This is a genomic window from Pseudomonas hamedanensis (assembly GCF_014268595.2).
In the GTDB taxonomy this organism is placed as follows: Bacteria; Pseudomonadota; Gammaproteobacteria; order Pseudomonadales; family Pseudomonadaceae; genus Aquipseudomonas; species Aquipseudomonas hamedanensis.
This window is the reverse complement of sequence record NZ_CP077091.1, coordinates 683163-703056: the sequence shown is the minus strand read 5'-3', so window position 1 is coordinate 703056 and position 19894 is coordinate 683163. Positions and strand designations below refer to the sequence as shown.

The 19894-nt window shown below is 62.0% G+C and carries 16 protein-coding genes and 2 riboswitches; of the genes, 11 read left to right on the top strand and 5 right to left on the bottom strand.

Going from position 1 to position 19894, the window contains the following annotated elements:
• Positions 1-174 precede the first annotated feature (174 nt).
• Both HU739_RS03120 and HU739_RS03115 read left to right on the top strand, forming a co-directional pair.
• Positions 175-606 carry a thioredoxin family protein gene (locus tag HU739_RS03120; RefSeq protein ID WP_186546419.1) on the top strand — a complete coding sequence of 144 codons (432 nt, stop codon included), beginning with the start codon at positions 175-177 and terminating at the stop codon, positions 604-606.
• Positions 607-740: 134 nt separating this feature from the next.
• On the top strand, positions 741-1814 hold the full coding sequence (locus HU739_RS03115; protein ID WP_186546420.1) for a GGDEF domain-containing protein: 1074 nt from the start codon (positions 741-743) through the stop codon (positions 1812-1814).
• A gap of 703 nt (positions 1815-2517) precedes the next feature.
• Here the strand turns inward: HU739_RS03115 and HU739_RS03110 are convergent.
• The 5 genes from HU739_RS03110 to cobW form a co-directional block, all read right to left on the bottom strand.
• A complete protein-coding gene (locus HU739_RS03110) occupies positions 2518-4077 on the bottom strand; it encodes a TerC family protein (protein ID WP_186546421.1) in 1560 nt (519 codons plus the stop codon).
• Between the two features lie 335 nt (positions 4078-4412).
• Positions 4413-5159 carry a vWA domain-containing protein gene (locus HU739_RS03105; RefSeq protein WP_186546422.1) on the bottom strand — a complete coding sequence of 249 codons (747 nt, stop codon included), beginning with the start codon at positions 5157-5159 and terminating at the stop codon, positions 4413-4415.
• Positions 5078-6085, bottom strand: coding sequence for an ATP-binding protein (locus tag HU739_RS03100; protein WP_186546423.1), 1008 nt, complete (start codon positions 6083-6085; stop codon positions 5078-5080). Before HU739_RS03100 ends, HU739_RS03105 begins: the two co-directional genes overlap by 82 nt.
• A gap of 141 nt (positions 6086-6226) precedes the next feature.
• On the bottom strand, positions 6227-10075 hold the full coding sequence (gene cobN / locus HU739_RS03095; protein ID WP_186546424.1) for a cobaltochelatase subunit CobN: 3849 nt from the start codon (positions 10073-10075) through the stop codon (positions 6227-6229).
• A gap of 3 nt (positions 10076-10078) precedes the next feature.
• Entirely contained in the window at positions 10079-11149 is a 1071-nt protein-coding gene (cobW, locus tag HU739_RS03090; protein ID WP_225922797.1) for a cobalamin biosynthesis protein CobW, read from the bottom strand.
• A 101-nt stretch (positions 11150-11250) separates the two neighbouring features.
• Positions 11251-11463, bottom strand: a riboswitch (cobalamin riboswitch).
• A 346-nt stretch (positions 11464-11809) separates the two neighbouring features.
• Between cobW and HU739_RS03085 the strand changes: the two genes are divergently transcribed.
• The 9 genes from HU739_RS03085 to HU739_RS03045 all read left to right on the top strand — a co-directional run bounded on the left by HU739_RS03085 (position 11810) and on the right by HU739_RS03045 (position 19846).
• The gene (locus tag HU739_RS03085; RefSeq protein WP_186546426.1) at positions 11810-12562 is read left to right on the top strand and encodes a 2OG-Fe dioxygenase family protein; all 753 of its coding nucleotides are present in this window, start codon (positions 11810-11812) and stop codon (positions 12560-12562) included.
• On the top strand, positions 12562-13842 hold the full coding sequence (locus tag HU739_RS03080) for a hypothetical protein (protein ID WP_186546427.1): 1281 nt from the start codon (positions 12562-12564) through the stop codon (positions 13840-13842). The genes HU739_RS03085 and HU739_RS03080 overlap by 1 nt, the downstream gene beginning before the upstream one ends.
• A complete protein-coding gene (locus tag HU739_RS03075; protein ID WP_186546428.1) occupies positions 13839-16259 on the top strand; it encodes an ATP-grasp domain-containing protein in 2421 nt (806 codons plus the stop codon). The genes HU739_RS03080 and HU739_RS03075 overlap by 4 nt, the downstream gene beginning before the upstream one ends.
• Entirely contained in the window at positions 16256-17173 is a 918-nt protein-coding gene (locus tag HU739_RS03070; RefSeq protein WP_186546429.1) for a sugar phosphate isomerase/epimerase family protein, read from the top strand. The genes HU739_RS03075 and HU739_RS03070 overlap by 4 nt, the downstream gene beginning before the upstream one ends.
• The gene (locus tag HU739_RS03065) at positions 17163-17861 is read left to right on the top strand and encodes an AzlC family ABC transporter permease (protein WP_186546430.1); all 699 of its coding nucleotides are present in this window, start codon (positions 17163-17165) and stop codon (positions 17859-17861) included. The genes HU739_RS03070 and HU739_RS03065 overlap by 11 nt, the downstream gene beginning before the upstream one ends.
• A complete protein-coding gene (locus HU739_RS03060) occupies positions 17848-18174 on the top strand; it encodes a hypothetical protein (RefSeq protein WP_186546431.1) in 327 nt (108 codons plus the stop codon). Before HU739_RS03065 ends, HU739_RS03060 begins: the two co-directional genes overlap by 14 nt.
• Before the next feature lie 33 nt (positions 18175-18207).
• A riboswitch (cobalamin riboswitch) is annotated at positions 18208-18428 on the top strand.
• Positions 18429-18550: 122 nt separating this feature from the next.
• On the top strand, positions 18551-18748 hold the full coding sequence (locus HU739_RS03055) for a CbtB domain-containing protein (RefSeq protein WP_186546432.1): 198 nt from the start codon (positions 18551-18553) through the stop codon (positions 18746-18748).
• An 11-nt stretch (positions 18749-18759) separates the two neighbouring features.
• Positions 18760-19440: a CbtA family protein gene (locus HU739_RS03050; protein WP_186546696.1), complete on the top strand. Its 681-nt coding sequence runs from the start codon at positions 18760-18762 to the stop codon at positions 19438-19440.
• Positions 19433-19846 carry a cobalamin biosynthesis protein gene (locus HU739_RS03045; RefSeq protein WP_186546433.1) on the top strand — a complete coding sequence of 138 codons (414 nt, stop codon included), beginning with the start codon at positions 19433-19435 and terminating at the stop codon, positions 19844-19846. The genes HU739_RS03050 and HU739_RS03045 overlap by 8 nt, the downstream gene beginning before the upstream one ends.
• Positions 19847-19894: the final 48 nt, after the last annotated feature.

Here is a 19894-nt window from a genome sequence, read left to right as displayed (position 1 = left end):
GGTGAATCAAATAGAGCCTTCAGCGTTTGGGGGCGACAACTGTCAGCGCAATCTCGCGCTTTGGGCCGCGAATCGGAGATTTGTGCAGCCTACCTGTAATTTCTGACAGTAGACCGCAGCACGCTTACGCCCTTAATGTCATCAAACCTTCCGGGCATTGAAAAGGAGTCTTCAATGAGCATTTCCCCCGCTGATCCCAGCCTGGCACCGATTTATCGCAAAGCCCTGAAAACCTGGCGCCCGGTCATCTTCTATTTCGCCAACGAACACTGCCCCGCCTGCGAATGGGCCGGGCCGATCTTTCGGCAGATTGCCGAGCCTTACCGACTGCGCGCCAATATCTACATGCTCAACACCAGCCAGTCACCCAGGCACCCGCGCGTGACAGGCACTCCCACGGTGCTGTTCTACCGAAACGGCAGGTTGGTAAAAAAGCTAAAAGGCATCGGCAGCGAGGAAACCCTCGCCAAGGATTTCGCCCGGCACGTCGGCAAGACCAGGGCCCCGGCGGCGCCACGCAAACGCAGGCATGACCTGGTTTGGTTGCGTCAGACGCTTCGTGCCTTGCGCACCGTCTCGCGCTCGCGCCACCGGGTTTTGCGCTGACCTCCACGCCGCAACTCCACCGGAGCGGGATTGGACAACCCGTTATCTGACTGCTTTGCTGTTGAGCGAATACGTTGTGCTCCCGCCCTCACGTTCGGGTGGTTGCCAGGATTGGCGCAGACAGCAGGAAGAGCATGTTCGAGACCATTGAAGCGCAAGCGTTGAAGCAAACCGCCTCGACCGAGTTGAGAGCGGAGTTTCTTCAACGTGAGTTCGAGCGACTCAAACCGTTCAGCCTGTTGATTTACGCGGTCAGCATTTTCATGTGGCTGCTGTTCGACCTGATCGTGAGCTTTCTTGGCGGCCAGGGCTTCACGTGGCGCTCGGTGGTGTTTCTCGCCAGTTTTGCGCTGCTGACGGTGATTCTCGCGTTTACGCGCAAGGTCAGCCATTTCGATGTCCTGACCCTGCTGCTGGTCCTTGGCCTGACAGTCGGCGTGCGAATGGTCGTCGACGGTCTTGCGCCTGCATCGCACAGTTTATGGCTGGTGCTTGCGGCGGCCAGCATGCTGTACAGCGTGTCGGTACTGCCGCTCAGGCGCTGGGCGTTCTTTGCGGTGCAAGTTGTCATCTGGGTGATCCTTAACCCGTTCCTCGACACCACCACTCAAATCACCGAACTGCGCGGCGTTCTGACCGCCTGCTACAGCGTGTTTCTCTGTGCGCTGACCGTGTATACGTTTGTCAAATTTCGCGAGGCCAAGCTCAACAACTACCTAATGTCCAGGCTATTGCTCGATCAGGCCTACAACGACCCGCTGACGCAGATTCCCAACCGCCGCTCGTTCATGACCCACGCGCACCAGCGTTTGCAAGCGAGTCCGCGTGAGCAGGACCACTACCTGATGATGATCGACATCGACAATTTCAAGAAAGTGAACGACACCTACGGGCATGACATCGGTGACGAGGTACTCATTCGTGTCGCTGCCGATATCAAGGCTGTGATGGTGACGTTCGTCTATGCGCGCCTGGGCGGCGAAGAGTTTGCGATTTATCTGGCCGGCGTACGGCGCGAGGATGTGGAAAGGCTTGCCACCGAACTGTGCCGACTGGTGCGCGAACAGCCCGCCCGGCATCCCGTTACGATCAGCATCGGCATTGCCCGGGTGAACGATGGTGACTCGTTGAATCAGGCCTTGGTCAAGGCGGATGCAGCGCTGTATGAGTCAAAGCATACGGGGAAGGATCGGTTTACATTCCAGTAGCAAACGCAGTGTTCGAACGGATTCACCGCCTGACCTGACGCCTTCGTGAGCAAGCTCACTCCCACAGGATTCCGGGTGGCACTCAGATTCGCGACAACCCACAAAACCCAATGTAGGAGTGAGCCTGCTCGCGAAAGCGTTCTGTAAGATACAAATGAACTGCCTGACCTGACGCCTTCGTGAGCAAGCTCACTCCCACAGGATTCCGGGTGGCACTCAGATTCGCGACAGCCCACAAAACCCATTGTGGGAGCGAGCTTGCTCGCGAAAGCGGAGTGTCAGTCACCGATGAACTGCCTGATCTGACGCCTTCGTGAGCAAGCTCACTCCCACAGGATTCCGGGTGGCACTCAGATTCGCGACAGCCCACAAAACCAATGTAGGAGCGAGCCTGCTCGCGAAAGCGGAGGGTCAGTCACCGATGAACTACCTGACCTGACGCCTTCGTGAGCAGGCTCACTCCCACAGGATTCCGGGTGGCACTCAGATTCGCGACAACCCACAAAACCCAATGTAGGAGCGAGCCTGCTCGCGAAAGCGTTCTGTCAGATATAAATGAACAGCCTGACCCGCCGCCTTCGTGAGCAAGCCCACTCCCACAGGGTTTCGCGGCATGACCAGGACTCAAGGCAACCCACAAAACCCATTGTGGGAGCGAGCCTGCTCGCGAAGCGCTGGGTCATGGGACAAACCCACTCAGTCCTCAAGCAGCGTCACGCTCCAGCAATACTCGCGTCACCCGCCGTTCTTCAACCGCTTTGACGGTCAGTTGCCAGCCTTCGTACTCGAGTCTGTCGCCGGTCATGGGCAAACGATCCAGCAGACTCATCACCAACCCGGCCATGGTTTGATAGTCCTCGGTCGGCTCGGCGCCGAAGCCGGTGCGTTGGCGCACGCGGGCCAAGGGCAGCGCGCCGCTGACGAGGAACCCGCCGCGCTCTTCGACCACGTCCGGGCCTTCGATTTCGCTGGCATCGGGTAATTCGCCGGCAATCGATTCGAGGATATCGGTCATGGTCAGCACGCCGACAAAATCACCGAACTCGTTGACCACGAAAGCGATGTGCGTCGAGGCCGCGCGCATCTGCTCCAGAGCGTTGAGAATCGAGTAGCTGTCAAGCAGGTTGATGGTCTTGCGCGCCAAGTGCTCAAGGTTCGGCTCGTTACCGGCCAGGTATTCCTTGAGCAGTTCCTTCTTGTGCACAAAACCCAACGGCTCGTCCACGGCGCCGTCACGAATCAACGGCAGCCGCGAGTAGGACGAATGCATCAGTTTCGTGCGAATCGCCTCGGCATCAGCAGCCAGATCAATCGCATCGACGTCGGCGCGCACGGTCATCAGGTTGCGAATCGGCCGTTCGGCCAGTTGCAACACGCCGCTGATCATCACCCGTTCGCGGCGGTCGAACAGCTCGGCCACCGGCGCCTCACCGTTGTCGAGCAGGTCGGAGATTTCCTCGCCGACCTCCTCCACCGCCAGCTTGCGGCCACCGAGCAAGCGCATCACCGCGTGGGCGGTACGCTCACGCAGCGGACGCATGCCCTGCATCGAACGCTTGCGGCGCGCCCGGGCGATCTGGTTGAACACTTCGATCAGAATCGAAAATCCGATGGCCGCGTACAGATAGCCTTTCGGGATGTGGAAGCCCAGGCCTTCGGCCGTCAGGGCAAAACCGATCATCATCAAAAAGCCCAGGCACAGCATGATCACCGTCGGGTGCGCATTGACGAAACGGGTCAGCGGCTTGCTGGCCACGATCATCAGGCCAATGGAGACGATCACTGCGATCATCATCACCGCCAGCTCGTCGACCATGCCCACCGCGGTGATCACCGCGTCGAGCGAGAACACGGCGTCGAGCACCACGATCTGCGCCACGATCGGCCAGAACAGCGCATAAGCGGTGTTGCTCGAACGCTCGCCGACATGACCTTCAAGGCGTTCGTGCAATTCCATGGTGGCCTTGAACAACAGAAACACACCGCCGAACAGCATGATCAGGTCGCGGCCGGAGAAGCTCTTGTCGAACACCTCGAACAACGGCTGCGTGAGCGTGACCAGCCAGGAAATGCTCGCCAGCAGGCCCAGGCGCATGATCAGCGCCAGTGACAGGCCGATAATGCGCGCGCGGTCACGCTGATGCGGCGGCAGTTTGTCTGCCAGAATCGCGATAAACACCAGGTTGTCGATACCCAGCACCAGTTCCAGCACGATCAGAGTCAACAAGCCCAGCCAGGCCGTGGGATCCGCTAACCATTCCATAAAACGTCTCGATCTCTCTTCAGTGAATTCAGAATGCCAGACACGGCAAAGCGCAACGCGAAGGCTCAAGAGCCGCGTTATCAACCATAGTCGGGAGTCGGAAAACGGGGTGCTGCGAATGGATCAAGACCGCGCGAAGGCGCGCTGGAGAGTGCTGACTGGGAGGCTCCGAGAGGGTGTTCATGCAAATCCTGAATGAAAAATGGCCTTGGAGCGTACAAGCTCAAGGCACAGTTTCCCCAGCGGCAAATCATTTCAAAATCTGTATAAGCAGTGGAAGTCGAGAATGTTCAGTGAGCAGGCTCGCTCCCACGGGGTTTAAGCGGCGCGGGTTATCAGCGTAAACCCAGCTGATCGATATGCTGATATTGCGCTTGCAGCGCGGTCGCGAGATCCTGCGCCCGGCCCAGGCGAATCGGCCCACGTTCGATGTCGATCAGCAATCCCGGGCACGCCAGTACAGGCAATCCCGACAGCGCTTTCAAGCGGCCATCGGTCACGATCAGGCAACGCTGCAGTTCGGCGGGAAAGCGCTTGCGCCGCATCGCCAGCCATTGCTGCGCCTGCCCCAACGCCGCGAGCAACGGCGTGCCGCCGCCGGCGCCCAGGCCGTCGAGCCAGACGCGCAGGCCACTGGAGGCTTTCAGGCCTTGCACTTGCCATTTCGGTGTCGCACCACTGGCCGTCAACAAGGCCAGCCGCGCCCGCTGCCGATAGGCATCGTCGAACAATTGCGTGAGCACGCCTTTGGCGTCGCTCAAGGCCTGATGGCGACGGGTCGAAGCCGAGGCGTCGACAATCACCAGCCACAGCTCCTGCGCCGAACGGGTCCGCATGTGCAGCAGCAGATCGTCGCGCGTCTGCGGTCGCCCGTTGAGCAGTGTGCCCGGCCAGTTGACCCGGCCGCTCACAGCAGCGTGACGTTTACCCTGGCGGCCGTTGCTCAGCCGACCGGCGCGGGGTCTGGCATCCGCCCCCGCGTCGGATCGGGGGCGAATGCCTAGGGCTTTTTTGCCGGTGGCCAGCTCGGCACTTCGCGGCGCGCTCCGGTGGCCAGCGCGGGCGCCGGCATGTCGCCCCATAGCCCCTGCCCTTCGCTCGGCGCGGCGGGCGTTTCGGCCGGTGACGGTGCCGGTGGCTGAGGACTCGACGCCGCTTGCTCGCGACGCCGATGGCGCAGGGCGAACTCGGCGACGGCGTCGATATCGTCCGCGCCTATGCCGTCAGCCCCGCGCCATGCTGCGTGCGCGCGAGCAGCGCGCAACCACACCAGATCGGCGCGCAAGCCATCGACGCCAGCGGCGAAACAGCGCTCGGTAATCAGCGCCAATGCCGCATCGTCCAGAGGTATTTCTGTCAACCGCTTGCGAGCGGTTTCGCAGCGCGTGCGCAAGGCTTGTTGCTGGCTTTCCCACTGCGCGCAGAACGCTTGCGGATCGTGATCGAAATCCAGCCGGCGGCGGATGATCTGGCCACGCTCGGTGGGCGCCGTGTGGCCACTGAGCGCAACGTTCAAGCCGAAACGGTCCAGCAGTTGCGGGCGCAATTCACCCTCTTCCGGGTTCATCGTGCCGATCAGCATGAACTTCGCCGAATGCCGATGGGAGATGCCGTCACGCTCGATCAGGTTGGTGCCGCTGGCGGCGACGTCGAGCAGCAGGTCGACCAGGTGATCGGGCAGCAGGTTGACCTCATCAACGTACAACACGCCCCCGTCGGCCTTCGCCAGCACGCCGGGGGAAAACTGCGCTCGGCCCTCGCTCAAAGCGGCGTCGAGGTCGAGGGTGCCGACCAGGCGCTCTTCGGTTGCGCCCAGCGGCAAGGTGACGAACTGCCCGCTGGCCAGCAGATCGGCCAAGCCCCGGGCCAGCGTCGACTTGGCCATGCCACGCGGTCCCTCGATCAACACGCCGCCGATTTTTGGATCGATGGCGGTCAGGCACAGGGCGAGTTTCAGCTCATCGGCACCGACCACGGCGGACAGGGGGAAATGCGGGGTGTCGGTCATTGTCATTACTCGGTCATGGTCGGTGAATTGCTTCAACTGTAGGAGCGAGCCTGCTCGCGATGGCGGTGTGTCAGTTAACTCGTTGTAAGCTGATGTGACGCTATCGCGAGCAGGCTCACTCCTACAGGGGATCGCAGTGGGTCAGGTGTCTTCTTCTATGTCCAGCAGGAGGTTTTCCAGCGCTTCTTTGTAAGCCCCCGGCGCCTGCCACATCCCGCGTTGCTGTGCTTCGAGCATGCGCTCAGTCATATCCCGCAGCGCATGCGGATTGTGTTCACGAACAAAATCCCGGGTGGCCGGGTCGAGCAAATACGCATCCGCCAGCAACGCGTACTGATGATCGTCGATCAGTTGCGTGGTCGCATCAAATGCAAACAGGTTGTCGACAGTCGCGGCCAGTTCGAACGCGCCTTTATAGCCGTGACGCTTGACCCCGTCGATCCATTTCGGGTTCGCCGCCCGCGAGCGAATCACCCGGTTCAGTTCCTCCTTCAAGGTGCGGATTTTTGGCAGATCCGGCTGACTGTGATCGCCGTGATAACTGCTCGCCGCCTCACCGCGCAGGGTTTCCACCGCCGCGAGCATGCCACCCTGAAACTGGTAATAGTCGTTGGAATCGAGCAGGTCGTGCTCGCGATTGTCCTGATTGTGCAGCACCGCTTGTACCTGGCTCAGGCGCTGGCTGAACTGCTCGCGGGCGGCGGTGCCTTCGTCGGAGCCGCCGTAGGCGTAAGCGCCCCAGTTCAGATAGACCTCGGCAAGGTCCTCGCGGGTCTGCCACAAACGGCCGTCGATGGCGCCCTGCACGCCCGCGCCGTAGGCACCGGGTTTGGCGCCGAAAATTCGCCAGCCGGCCTGACGCCGTGCGGTGTCCTCGTCGACGCCCGATTGCAATAAGGCTTCACGTTCAGCGCGCACCCTGGCGGCCAGCGGGTTCAAGTCGTCCGGCTCATCGAGTGCGGCAACCGCTTGCACAGCGGCGTCGAACAGGCGGATCAAATTGGCAAACGCATCGCGGAAAAACCCGGAGACGCGCAGCGTGACGTCAACCCGTGGGCGATCGAGCAGGCTCAGCGGCAGAATCTCGAAATCATCCACGCGCTGACTGCCCGTGGCCCAGACCGGACGCACGCCCATCAACGCCATGGCCTGGGCGATGTCATCGCCGCCGGTACGCATGGTGGCGGTGCCCCAGACTGACAGCCCGATCTGGCGCAAGTGGTCGCCGTGGTCCTGCAAGTGCCGCTCAAGAATCAGCGTGGCGGACTGAAAACCGATGCGCCACGCGGTGGTGGTCGGCAGGTTGCGCACGTCGACCGAATAAAAATTGCGCCCGGTGGGCAGCACGTCGAGACGACCGCGACTGGGGGCGCCGCTGGGGCCGGCCGGGACGAAACGACCGCTCAGGGCGTCAAGCAGACCGCGCATTTCGGCGGGGCCGCAAGCGTCCAGGCGTGGGGCGACGATGTCACGCAGGTGGTCGAGGATTGCATTAACCTCAGCCCAACCCGGTCCCTGTAGGAGTGAGCCTGCTCGCGATAGCGGAGTGTCAGCCAATATTGAGTCAACTGATACACCGCTTTCGCGAGCAAGCCCGCTCCCACACGGGTCGTGCAGTGCCTGGGCGATAAGCTGGGTGGCGAACAATTCAAGCCGTTCGCGAGTGTCGCCGGCGCTACGCCAGACTTCATCGCTGAGGGTTTGCAACTCAATGGGGCGCGGACCGGTCCACGGATCGGCCAATGCGCAGTCGAGCGGATCAAAACCCAGTGCAAACGCCTTGGCCAGTGCCCGCAACAAACTCGACTGCGCGCCCTTGCCGTCGCCACGTGGTATGCGCAGCAGCGCGAGCAAGGTGTCGATGCGCAACCGTCCGCTCGGCGATTCGCCGAAAATGTGCAGACCATCGCGGATCTGCGATTCCTTCAAGTCGCACAAATAGGTGTCCAGACGGGGCAACCAGATCGCCGCGTCAGCGTCGCTGTCCAGTGCTGCATCCAGTTGCAGCTCACGGTCGATTTGCGTGTCACGCACCAGTTGCAGAATGTCGCGTTGCAGCTCTCGGGCGCGGCGCGGATCAAGCAACTGCGCTTCATAATATTCGTCGGCGAGCAATTCCAGATTGCGCAACGGCCCATAGGTTTCGGCGCGAGTCAGCGGCGGCATCAGGTGGTCGATGATCACCGCCTGCGTACGCCGCTTGGCCTGGGCGCCCTCGCCCGGGTCATTGACGATAAACGGATAGATGTTGGGCAACGGCCCCAGCAGCGCATCCGGCCAGCACTGTTCCGAGAGGCCGACGCCTTTGCCCGGCAGCCATTCGAGGTTGCCATGCTTGCCGACATGGATCAGCGCATGCGCGTTATAGGCGCTGCGTAACCAGAAATAGAACGCCAGATAACCGTGGGGCGGCACCAGATCCGGGTCGTGATACACGGCGCTCGGATCGACCTGATAACCGCGCGCCGGTTGAATGCCGACAAAGGTCAGGCCCAAGCGCAAACCGGCAATCATCATGCGTCCGTCACGACACATCGGATCGTCTTGCGGCGCGCCCCAGCGCTCGACCACCGCAGCGCGATTGGCCGGTGGCAGTGCGTTGAACATCGTCTGGTACGCGTCCATCGCCAGGCTTTGCTGGCACGGACGCAGGTCGAGGCTGTCGAGGTCGTTGCTGACACCACCGAGCAACTGCTGAATCAACGCGGTGCCGCTATCGGGCAATTCAGCGGTGATCGGGTAGCCCTCGTCCCGCAACGCACGCAGTATATTCAGCGCCGCCGCCGGCGTATCGAGGCCGACGCCGTTGCCGATGCGGCCGTCGCGAGTCGGGTAATTGGCGAGGATCAGCGCGACGCGTTTTTCGCCGTTCGGCACTTGTGCCAGATCGATCCAGCGCCGCGCCAGTTCGGCAACAAAATCCATGCGCTCCGGCTGCGCGCGATAGCAGACCACATCCGACTGACTGCGCTCGCTGCGCCAGGCCAGGTCCTTGAAGCTGATCGGCCGGCTGATGATGCGCCCGTCCAGTTCCGGCAAGGCAATGTGCATGGCCAGATCGCGCGGCCCCAGGCCCTGCTCGCTGTCGCGCCAGCCCGGCTCGTTGTCCTGCGCGCAGATCGCCTGAATCACCGGGATGTTGCGGCGAAACGGCCGCAGGTGCGGCGCCTCCGGGCTGGACTGGGCGAAACCGGTGGTGTTGAGGATCAGCCGCGCCTCGACGTCGTCCAGCCAGTCTTCGACCACTGCCAGGCAGCCCGGCTCTTTCAGACTGGCGACGGCGATCGGCAGCGGATTGAGCCCGGCGGCCTGCAAGCGCTGGCAGAAAACATCGATAAACGCCGTGTTGGCCGCTTGCAGGTGCGAGCGGTAGAACAGCACCGCCGCGACCGGTTTTTCAGGCAGCCATTCGGCTTGCCAGTCGCTCAGCGCGGCGGACGTTTTGTCGGGGTGGTAAATCGCCGTGCGCGGCAACGCTTGCGGTTCAGCCCAAGGGTAATCGCGGGCGAGCCAACGGCTGGCCAGACAACGGAAGAAATCCAGCGCATTACCCATGCCGCCCTGACGCAAGAACTGCCAGAGGCGATCACGATCCACTGCGTCGACGGTACTCAGGTCGCTGAACTCAGGGTCGGGCCGGTCGTCGCCCGGCACCAGGATCACCTGCACGCCCCGCTCGGACAGTTCAACCAGACGCTCGACACCATAGCGCCAATAGGCGATGCCACCGTGCAGCGAAATCACAATCACCTTGGCGTGGCGCAGCACTTCGTCGACGTACAGGTCGACCGACGCATGGTTCTGCACCTGCATCGGGTTGGCCAGGCGCAGGCTCGGGTAGTCATCGGGCAGTTGCCGGGCCGCTTCGGCGAGCAGGGCCAGGCTCGAATCGCCGCTGCACAGGATCACCAGGTCGGCGGGGGTTTGTCCAAGGTCGGCGATGTTGTCTTCCGAAACGAAACCGCCGGGCTGGGTCCTGAGCAGGTGCATGGATTAAACGCTGAGCGCGGCGCGCAGTTGCGCTTCGAGTTGCACGGCGTCGAGTTGCTGACCGATCAACACCAGACGCGTGGCCCGGGCTTCCTCGGCGCCCCACTGGCGATCGAAGTGCTTGTCGAAACGCGTCCCGACGCCTTGAATCAGCAGGCGCATCGGCTTGTTCGGGATCGCCGCAAAGCCCTTCACGCGCAGGATGCCGTGCTGCACCACCAATTGGGTCAGCGCGTCGAGCAGCAAGCTTTCGTCAGCTTGCGGCAGTTCGATGGAGATCGAGTCGAAGGCGTCGTGATCGTGGTCGTCGTGATCGTCATCGCCGTCGTGGTGGTGATCGTGATGGCTGTGGCGGCTGTCGATGTGTTCTTCGGAACCGGCGCCGAGGCCGATCAGCACGTCCAGTGGCAGACGTCCGTTGCTCGCTTCGACGATTTTTACCGCAGGCGGCAACTCTTCGGCGACTTCCAGACGTACACGCGCAAGGTCTGCCGGGCTGGTCTGGTCGGCTTTGTTGAGGATGACGAGGTCGGCGCTGGCCAGTTGATCGGCGAACAATTCGTGCAGCGGCGATTCGTGGTCCAGGTTCGGGTCAAGTTTGCGCTGGGCGTCGACCTGATCCGGGAACGCGGCGAAGGTGCCGGCGGCCACGGCCGGGCTGTCGACCACGGTAATCACCGCGTCAACGGTGCAGGCACTGCGGATTTCCGGCCACTGGAACGCTTGCACCAAGGGTTTTGGCAGGGCCAGGCCGGACGTTTCGATGAGGATGTGATCGAGGTCGCCACGGCGCGCCACCAGTTCGCGCATCACCGGGAAGAATTCTTCCTGAACGGTGCAGCACAAGCAGCCGTTGGCCAGTTCGTAGACGCGGCCGCTGGCCTCTTCTTCGGTGCAGCCGATGGTGCATTGCTTGAGGATTTCACCGTCGATGCCCAACTCGCCGAACTCATTGACGATCACCGCGATACGACGGCCCTGAGCGTTGTCGAGCATGTGCCGCAGCAAGGTGGTTTTGCCCGAACCGAGGAAGCCGGTGACGATGGTGACGGGGAGTTTGGCCAGTGTTTTCATCGATATGCCCTTTGGCAAGCGGCGGGCATACGGGACGAGAACCGGCAACGCACGCGCGCGCCTGGAGAATTCGCCACCGGATCACCCCGCCCGGTTGAAAGTCAGAAATCTGTGACGAGGCAGGTCTCCTGGCTGACGGTGTTCAGGCCTTGGGCCTGGTATTCGCTGCGCCTTCCCGCTGGCTCCTTGCAAGGAGCCGGCAGTGGCGTGGCAGCGAACAGCACCGTTCACAGTTGCGGGGGCAGCCGCGGCTTTGACCGCGTTCCCTTCTTAGCTTCGGCACGCGCCGAAGAACCTCGAAAGCGCAAGGCTACGCATGCGCGGCAGGCGGGTCAATCTTTGCAATATTATCGCTATATGGACATTAATCTTTCATATATGTATCGAGAACAGATCTCAACTAACACAAAATCTGTAAGTTATCTCTGACATATCAATCGGCCACCAACTAAGTGCAATTCGGCGGACACACTTGAAATAGAGCGCCTGAACACCTTAATTACATTTCTTTACAAAAACACAATTGATAAATTAATACAGGATATGAACCATGGGCCTCACATGGACTGCGCCCCCACAAGAAAGGAATTCTTGCATGCCTGATTACTATCAGTGTTCCATTCTGTTTATTCCTGTCCCCCAAACTTGTGTAGCAACAGCATGAGTGCCGGCCATGCGTTACGGCATTCAGGCGATGCTGTATTGAAGGAACTTGCCGAACAACTGCGTCATCGCCATTACGTGCACAGTGATCAGTATCCGGCGGCGCAGGTTGCGAGGCTGGGGCGCGGAGATTGCCGGGCATTCAATGCGACTTGGGAGCGTTTGCCTCGCGACGGATATTTGCACGCGCAAAACGGTGTCCGCGAGCGGCGCATCTGCAAGTTCGAATATCGTCATCGGGCACACCAATGGACGCCGCTGCCCGACTGCCATTTTTTTCAGGCCCAGGCCCACAACCCGCTGCTGGGCGGGGTACAGCGCACTTATACGCGCAGCGAAGCGGCATTCATCGACTCTGCGGTCCTGCGAACTTTGCTCGCCGCCGACCTGGCACTGATGGAGTTGACCGTCGGCCCGCGTGACTGGCTGGTGACCTGCCATCAATTCCGCATCCTCTGCGATGAACGCAATGCCGGCCACGCCACCCCCGAAGGCCGGCATCGCGACGGGCACGATTTTGTCTTTCAACACCTGATCCAACGCCAGCAAGTCACGGGGGGAGAAAGCCGGATATTTGCGGAAGAAGGCGACTGTGTATTCAGTGCAACTTTGACGGACTACATGGAAACCGTTGTTTTGAATGACCGAATACTTCTGCACGAAGTTTCACCGCTGCAAACATCAGGCATGCATTCGGATCGCGGCAGCCGCGACATGTTGATTATCGACTTCGACCTGGCGGACTATTAATGAATCATTCAAGCCATGCACTTTCAGTCGGCACACCCGGCGCACATGATTTTATTATTGAACAGTTCCAACAGGCCGGAGCGCGACGAACTTGTACCTTGTCGCTGACGGCCAATGAAAATATTTTGTCCGACACTGCGCGCACACTCGGCCAGAACCGGCATTACGAGCGTTACTTGTTCAACGCTCAAGCCATCGAAGGCCAACGCTATGCCGCTGAATTCAACGGCATGCAGATCGAGCACTTTCCCGAAGTCGAAACATTGAAGGCATTGGCGACCCAGGCCGTGCAGGCGATGTTCAACGCCCCTTTCGTCGAGTATCGCGTGTTGTCCGGCGTGCACTGCACACTGAGCGTGCTGGCCGCCCTGAGCGAACCGGGCGACGCCATTGTGTCGCTGGCACCCGCCAGCGGCGGACATTTTGCTACTGGCCCACTGGTGCAAAAAATCGGCAGGCACAGCGTGTTTTGCAGACTGACCGCTGGCGGGCAAATCGATCTCGAGGATTTCCAGCAACAGCTTCAAACCCTCGCGGCGCCCCCCGCTGCTGTACTGCTCGACCACGGCCTGACCACCCGGGCGATCGCCCTTCAGCCGTTGCGCGCCTTGCTCGATCGCTGCGGCCTGCAGCGCACGCTGATTATCTACGACGCCTCGCACACTCTGGGGCTGATCGCCGGTCAGGCCTTCCCCAATCCGCTGGACGACGGGGCCGACATTCTTCAGGGCAACACGCACAAATCCCTCGCCGGTCCGCACCGGGCGCTGATCGTGTCGCGGCGTGCCGACCTCGCCCGGCGGATCGAGCAGACCCTCAGCGGCGGGCTGGTGTCCTCGCCCAACCTGCCCGGCCTGCTGCAATTATTCGTCACCCTTGTGGAAACCCGCCAGTACGGCCAGGCCTACGCCCAGCGCATGTGCGCCAACACCCGCCAGTTGCACGACGCACTGGTCGGCATTCCCGGCTGGACGCTGCACCCCACCGACACGCACCTGCTGTTGCTCGAAGGTGAACAGGCCCGGCAAGCGGCGCAACGGCTCAACGAACTGGGCATTCGGGTCAACAACAAACAGGTCAACGGCCGCGACTGCCTGCGCTTCGGCCTGCAGGAAATTACCCGACTCGGTATCACCGGCGAGGACCTGGATGCCTTGGCGCACATCATCCGCAACGTCCTCAGCGGTGGCGCGAACGGCGTGGACCGCGTCCGCCTGAACCACATCTGTCAACGCCTGAACCGGATCCACTACAGCTTCGACCAGGAGACTTGCCAATGAGCGCGCCAGCCTGCCTGATCATCGGCAACATCCGCGACGGCGAATACGAAGGCTTGCTCGCCGAAGGCATTACGCCGCTGTTGATCGCCGACAGCCGCAAGACCAGCAAGATCGCCGACGCGAGCCGGATTTCGCCCGTGGCCCGGTACGATTTTTCCAAAGGGCTGAGCGCGGAACTGATCGCCCTGACGCAGCGCCTGCTCGACGAGCACCGGTTCACCAGCGTGCTGAATTTCCGCGAAGGCTATGTCGCCATCACCGCCCGACTGTGCGCGGCGCTGCCGGCCCTGGCGCATTTGCATCGGAACGTGGAAAACACCTTGGACAAGGTGCTGCAACGCCAACGCTTCCAGCAGTCGGGCAATCCCGATCTGCACGTGCTGTCGCGCGAGGTCCGCATCGACGAGCTGCTCGCGCGCCCGACGGAACTGCCCTACCCGTTCATTCTGAAACCGGCGAACCTCTACAGCAGCCTGTTTGTGCGCTGCCTCCACAATCCACAGGAACTGCTCGACTACGCCCGCCATGAATGGCCCGCGCTGCAACGTTACGTGGCGGGCAAACAGCGTGAAACCGATCAGTTGCTGCTGGAGGAATTCCTTCAGGGCTCCAATCACTCCATTGATTGCGCTATCGCGGCGGACGGCACGATTCACAGTTTTCCGATTGTCGACGTGATCGCCGGTGTCGATATCGGTCGCGCTGATTTTCACCACTTCGCCCGCTACACCCCGTCGACGCTGGCCGCCGATACCGCGTTGCAAGCGCGCTGCCAGCGCCTGGCCCATGACGCGGTGAAAGCGCTGGAACTGGCGGGTACGTTTGCCCACGTCGAATTCATTCTCACCGCCAACGGGCCGCGAGTTCTTGAGGTTGGCGCGCGCCCGGGCGGCAGCCGGATTCATGTCATTCGCCAGGCGTGGGGGTTGTCGCTGGACGTCTGTTATCACCGGGCACTCAGCGCGCAAACGCTGCCCCAGCCCCGCCAGACGCCCGCGCCGTTCGGCATCGCCACCCCCTTCGCCCGTGCAGACCGCTTCTATGACGGCCTGCACAACGCCGACCGCATCACCCGCCTGCCGGGCTTCCAGCGCTGGTACGCCTACGTCGATCCGGGCGACAGCATCGGCCCGGTCAGCCACGGTTTTCAGAACTATCTGTACATCGAGTTCAAGCAGCCCGACACCGCGAGCCTGCGTGAATCCTTGCTGGCCGTCGCTGACCTCGATGTCTACGGCGAAACCTCGACGGCGGCGAGTGGCAAGCACGTCTTGCTCATCGGCGGGCGCGATTCGGGGCTGGATTGGGACACTGCGCGGCAACTGCGTTTTACCCTCGTTCAACCACCCGGCGAGGTCTCTGAGTACCAGCGCGAGCATGCAACGCTGGTGCTGACACCAGACATCGCCGACCTCTCGGCCTATAGCGAAACGCTTGAGCGCTTGCACCGGCAGCGGCCATTCGCTGCCGTGGTGTCGTTCTCGGAGCTGGGCCTGTTGCCCGCCTCACAGCTCGGCGAACGGCTGGGCATCACGCACAACAGCCTGCGCAGCGTCGAAGTCAGCCGCGACAAGCTGCGCTTTCGCCAGTTGCTTCAGGGCAGCCGCTACGAGCTGCCGGCGGCGGCGGTGACCCGTGTCGAGGAGGTTCGCGCCTTCGTTCTGCGTCATGGTCCGGCCATCGTCAAACCCGTCAACGGCTCGGGCAGCCAGGGCGTTTATGCCATCAACCAACCGGAGGACGCCGAGCATCTACAGCTTCAAGGCGACAATCTGATCGAGGCGTTCGCCGGTGGCGATGAATACAGCGTCGAGTCGCTGAGCCTGGACGGCCGCCATCAAATCCTTGGTATCACGCGCAAGCACACCAGCGGCGCGCCGGGTTACGTCGAAACCGGGCATGACTTTCCGGCCGGGCTCGACAACGCCACGCGTGTACAAATCGAAGAAGCCGTGCTGTGGCTGCTCGAACGCATGGGCAACCGCTGGGGACCGGCGCATACCGAGGTCAAGCTCGACGGTTCACGCCTGCAGTTCATCGAAACCCAGACCCGCTTCGGCGGCGACCAGATCTGGGAAATGGTCTGGAAAACCACCGGCGTGCACCTGGCCGCCAGCACCCTCGCCGCCATGACCGGCATCGCGCTGCCGGCGCCGGAAAAGCACTACGTGAAAATGGCGATCCGCTACATCGAAGCGGACCCCGCCACTGACCCGCAACCGCTACAGGCACGTCTGCTGGAGCAACCCTTCGCCCTGCGCGCGAGCCTCAACCACGACAAGTTCGGCCGCCCGATCCGCCGCTCCGCCGACCGTCACGGCTACGTGTTGCTGGCCTGTCGCGAGGCGGACGACCCGGTGCTGTTCAACGCCGCGATTTCCCACCCACCTTTCACTACGCAAGGACAGGCGCAATGACCACACAAGAGACGCTGTACCGCATCGATGGGCCGATCAGCGCTGATTTCCCGCTGATCTCTTTTTCCACCAACGTCTACGACAATCCGGCGGACATTTTCGGTTCGATCACCGATCTGGCCCGCTACTTCAAGGCCGTGGAATTCGAAATCGGCGAAGACGCCGAAAAGGTGTTCTGGTCGCTCAGCATCGAACAACGTGCGAACCTCGCCCGACAGATCCGCAGCTTCACCGAGCAAAACGGCATCACGTTGACGGTGCATGCCGGCTGGTGGGGCCGCGAGTACAACCTGTGTTCCCCTGATCTGGCCGAACGTGGACAAGCCGTGGACTGCCTGACTGCTGCCGTGGACTTTTCCTGTCAGGCCGGCGCCACCAGCGTCACCTTCCACCCCGGCTACAAGGATCAACTGGAAAACCGCGAGCTGCTCGACAACCTGATCGCCGCCATCAATCAAGTCAAGGCACGTTGCAATACGACGGGCATCGCCCTGTGCCTGGAAAACATGGGCGGTCAGCGGCCGAAATTCCCGGTTTTCACGGTCGAGGAACACCTGCGTTTCCACCAGCAAACCGGCTGCTTCGTGACCATCGATGTGACGCACCTGTGCTCACTGCTGCCGTATGGCGACGAGCTGTTCGCCGCCATCGCCGCTCTCGCGCCGGTGACCCGCCATTTGCACATCGCCGACCTCAACGACACCCACCACCAGCACCTGCCGATCGGCGAAGGCAACCTGCGCCTGAGCGATGTGCTCAATCGCTTTGCAGTCAATGGCTATCGCGGGGTGGCGGTGGTCGAAGAATTCATTCCGCGCTTTTCCACCGAGTACTACCTGGAAAAAGCCCTGGCCTATAAAAACGGCGTGGAGAAGCTGCTCGCCGACGCGCGCCGCAGCACCCATGCCGGCTGAGTCCGCACTGGCAAAACCGGCGGCGCACAACGAGATTGCGACCGGCATTCGCGATGCGCTGCCGCTCGTCTTTTCGCTGCTGCTGACCTTCAGCCTGATCGGCATGCTCGGGCGCCGCCATGGCCTGGACTTGCCGGCCATGGTGGTGTTCAGCGGCACGGTGATGGCCTCGCCGTTGCAACTGACCCTGCTGGAAACCCCGGCGCATCTGCTCAATGCTTTCGGCGTGCTGGTGTCGGCACTGAGCATCAACCTGCGTTTTCTGGTGTTCACGCTGAGCCTGAAATCGAGCCTCGACGGCCCGATCAAAACGTTCGTCCCGGCCTTGGCGGTGATGGCTAACGCGGCCTTCACGCTGATGTCGATCCGCAAGGAACAGCAGCCGATCAGCCGCCCGTACGCCAACACCGTGTGCTTGTTGTTGTACGCCGCCGCCCTGCTCGGCACCGTGGTCGGTTACTGCTTCGCCCGCCTGGCCGACGACGCCTTGATGGACCATGCCAGCGTAGTGATTGCGATCTTTCTCAGCGCATCGCTGGGCAAAATGGCGCGCGACCGTCACAGCTTCCATGGACAATGGATTGCCGGTCTGGCCGCTGCCGCGAGTTTGCTCTGGCTGGGCGAAATCAGCCTGCTGTTGGTGTTGGCGGTCACGGTCCTGACGAGTTACGCCTATGACCGACCCTAGTACCTTCTGGCTGTACGTTGCGATCTGCGCGCTGGTGTCGGCGGTGTGCCGCTTGTTGCCGCTGGCGGTCAATGTCGAACGGCTGTCCGGCGGTGCCCGCACCTTCATCGACCGGCTTGGCAAATACACCTCGGTGGCGATGCTGGTCAGCCTGCTGGCCGGGGCGCTGTATCCGCTGGCGACACAACAGGCGGCGGCCATGCCGTGGATTGTGCCGGTGGCGCTGGCCTGGCTGCTGAGCCTGACGCGACTGAAGTCTTACTATGCGTTTCTGATTGCTTTGGCGGTGTACGTGCTGCTCGCCCTGCGCTAGTCGTCGATTGACGGCGATCCCCGCCCATGCTCTCCTACACAACTTGTTACGGGTGCCCTTCACAGGGTGAAACGGGAAACCGGTGAATCATGTGCTTTACTCTCAAGCCATGTCAGTCCGGTGCTGCCCCCGCAACGGTAAGCGAGCGAAGCGTCAGATCCACTGTGCCCCGGCATGGGAAGGTGATGCTTGCAGGTCGGCTTCAATGCCAGCCCCTCGTGAGCCCGGAGACCGGCCCGCAACACACAGTGCGCCTCGGCGTCACTGCACCAGACAAACCCGCGGTGGGCGGGCGCTGTTCGAACCTCTGCGGGCCTGACTCGCGGGGAGTCTGCATGCGCTCTGTTCACCCGCTGACACTTCAGAGGGAAGCGCCATGTCGATTATCAGCAGCACCGGCAACACCACGGACACCATCTCCAGCACCAGCACCCTGTCGCAACGCCTGATCGCCGCGCTGCTGGCGTCGATCCTCGGCGCCGGCCTCGTCTATTTCGCCGGTTTCTCGCACATCGAAGCGGTGCACAACGCCGCCCACGATACCCGCCACAGCGCCGCGTTCCCGTGCCACTGAGACCTGCCGAGATGATCAAGCGCATTGCCCAAACCGCAGGCTTCAGCGGCCTGCTGGCCGCCCTGCTGCAAAGCTTCTGGGTGTCGCCGCTGATTTTGCAGGCGGAAACCTACGAGCAAGCAGAGCCTGTGGCCGAAGCTCACGAACACGCCGCCGGGGCTGCTGCTCATAGCCATGACAGCGAAGCCTGGGAGCCGGAAAACGGCTGGCAACGTGTGGTGTCGACCACGGGCGGCAATCTGGTCGTCGCCGTCGGTTTCGCCCTGATGCTTGCCGGCCTGTACACGCTGCGTGCGCCGAAGAAAACCTCGCAGGGCCTGCTCTGGGGCCTGGCCGGTTACGCGACGTTCGTGCTGGCACCGACCCTGGGCCTGCCGCCGGAATTGCCGGGCACTGCCGCGGCGGACCTGGCTTCACGGCAGCTCTGGTGGATCGGTACGGCCGCCTCCACCGCTGTCGGCCTGGCCTTGCTTGCGTTCAGCCACAACTGGCTGATGAAGATCTTCGGCGTCGCCATCCTGCTGGTGCCCCACGTAATCGGCGCGCCGCAGCCGCAGGTGCATTCGATGCTTGCCCCACAAGCATTGGAAACTCAGTTCAAGATTGCCTCGCAGTTGACCAACGTCGCGTTCTGGCTGGCCCTGGGCCTGATCAGCGCCTGGTTGTTCCGCCGCAAAATCCGGCATGAATGACGCCAGCACGGCGCCGACCCTGGTGGTCGGCCTGGGCTGCCAGCGTGGCTGCACGGCCGCCACGCTGCGCGCGCTACTTGATCAAGCATTGCAGGCGCATCGCATCGAACTGCGAGCCGTCAAGGCGCTGGCCAGTATCGATTTGAAGCGCGACGAACCGGGTCTGCTGGAACTTGCCAGGCAACTGGAATTGCCCCTGCAATATTTCAGCAGCGCCGAACTGGCCGCTTACCAGCCGCGCCTCAGCCATCACTCTCAGATCGCCTACGAGCGAACCGGCTGTTACGGGGTCGCGGAAAGCGCCGCACTGGCGCTTGCCGAACGGCTGATTCAGGGCCCGGCGAAACTGCTGATTGCCCGGCAAAAATACGCTCAGGCCACCCTGGCGTTGGCCGGCGCTGCCTAAAACCTCGATAATCCCCGCTTTCGATCATGAGCATTGTTCATCTGCGTG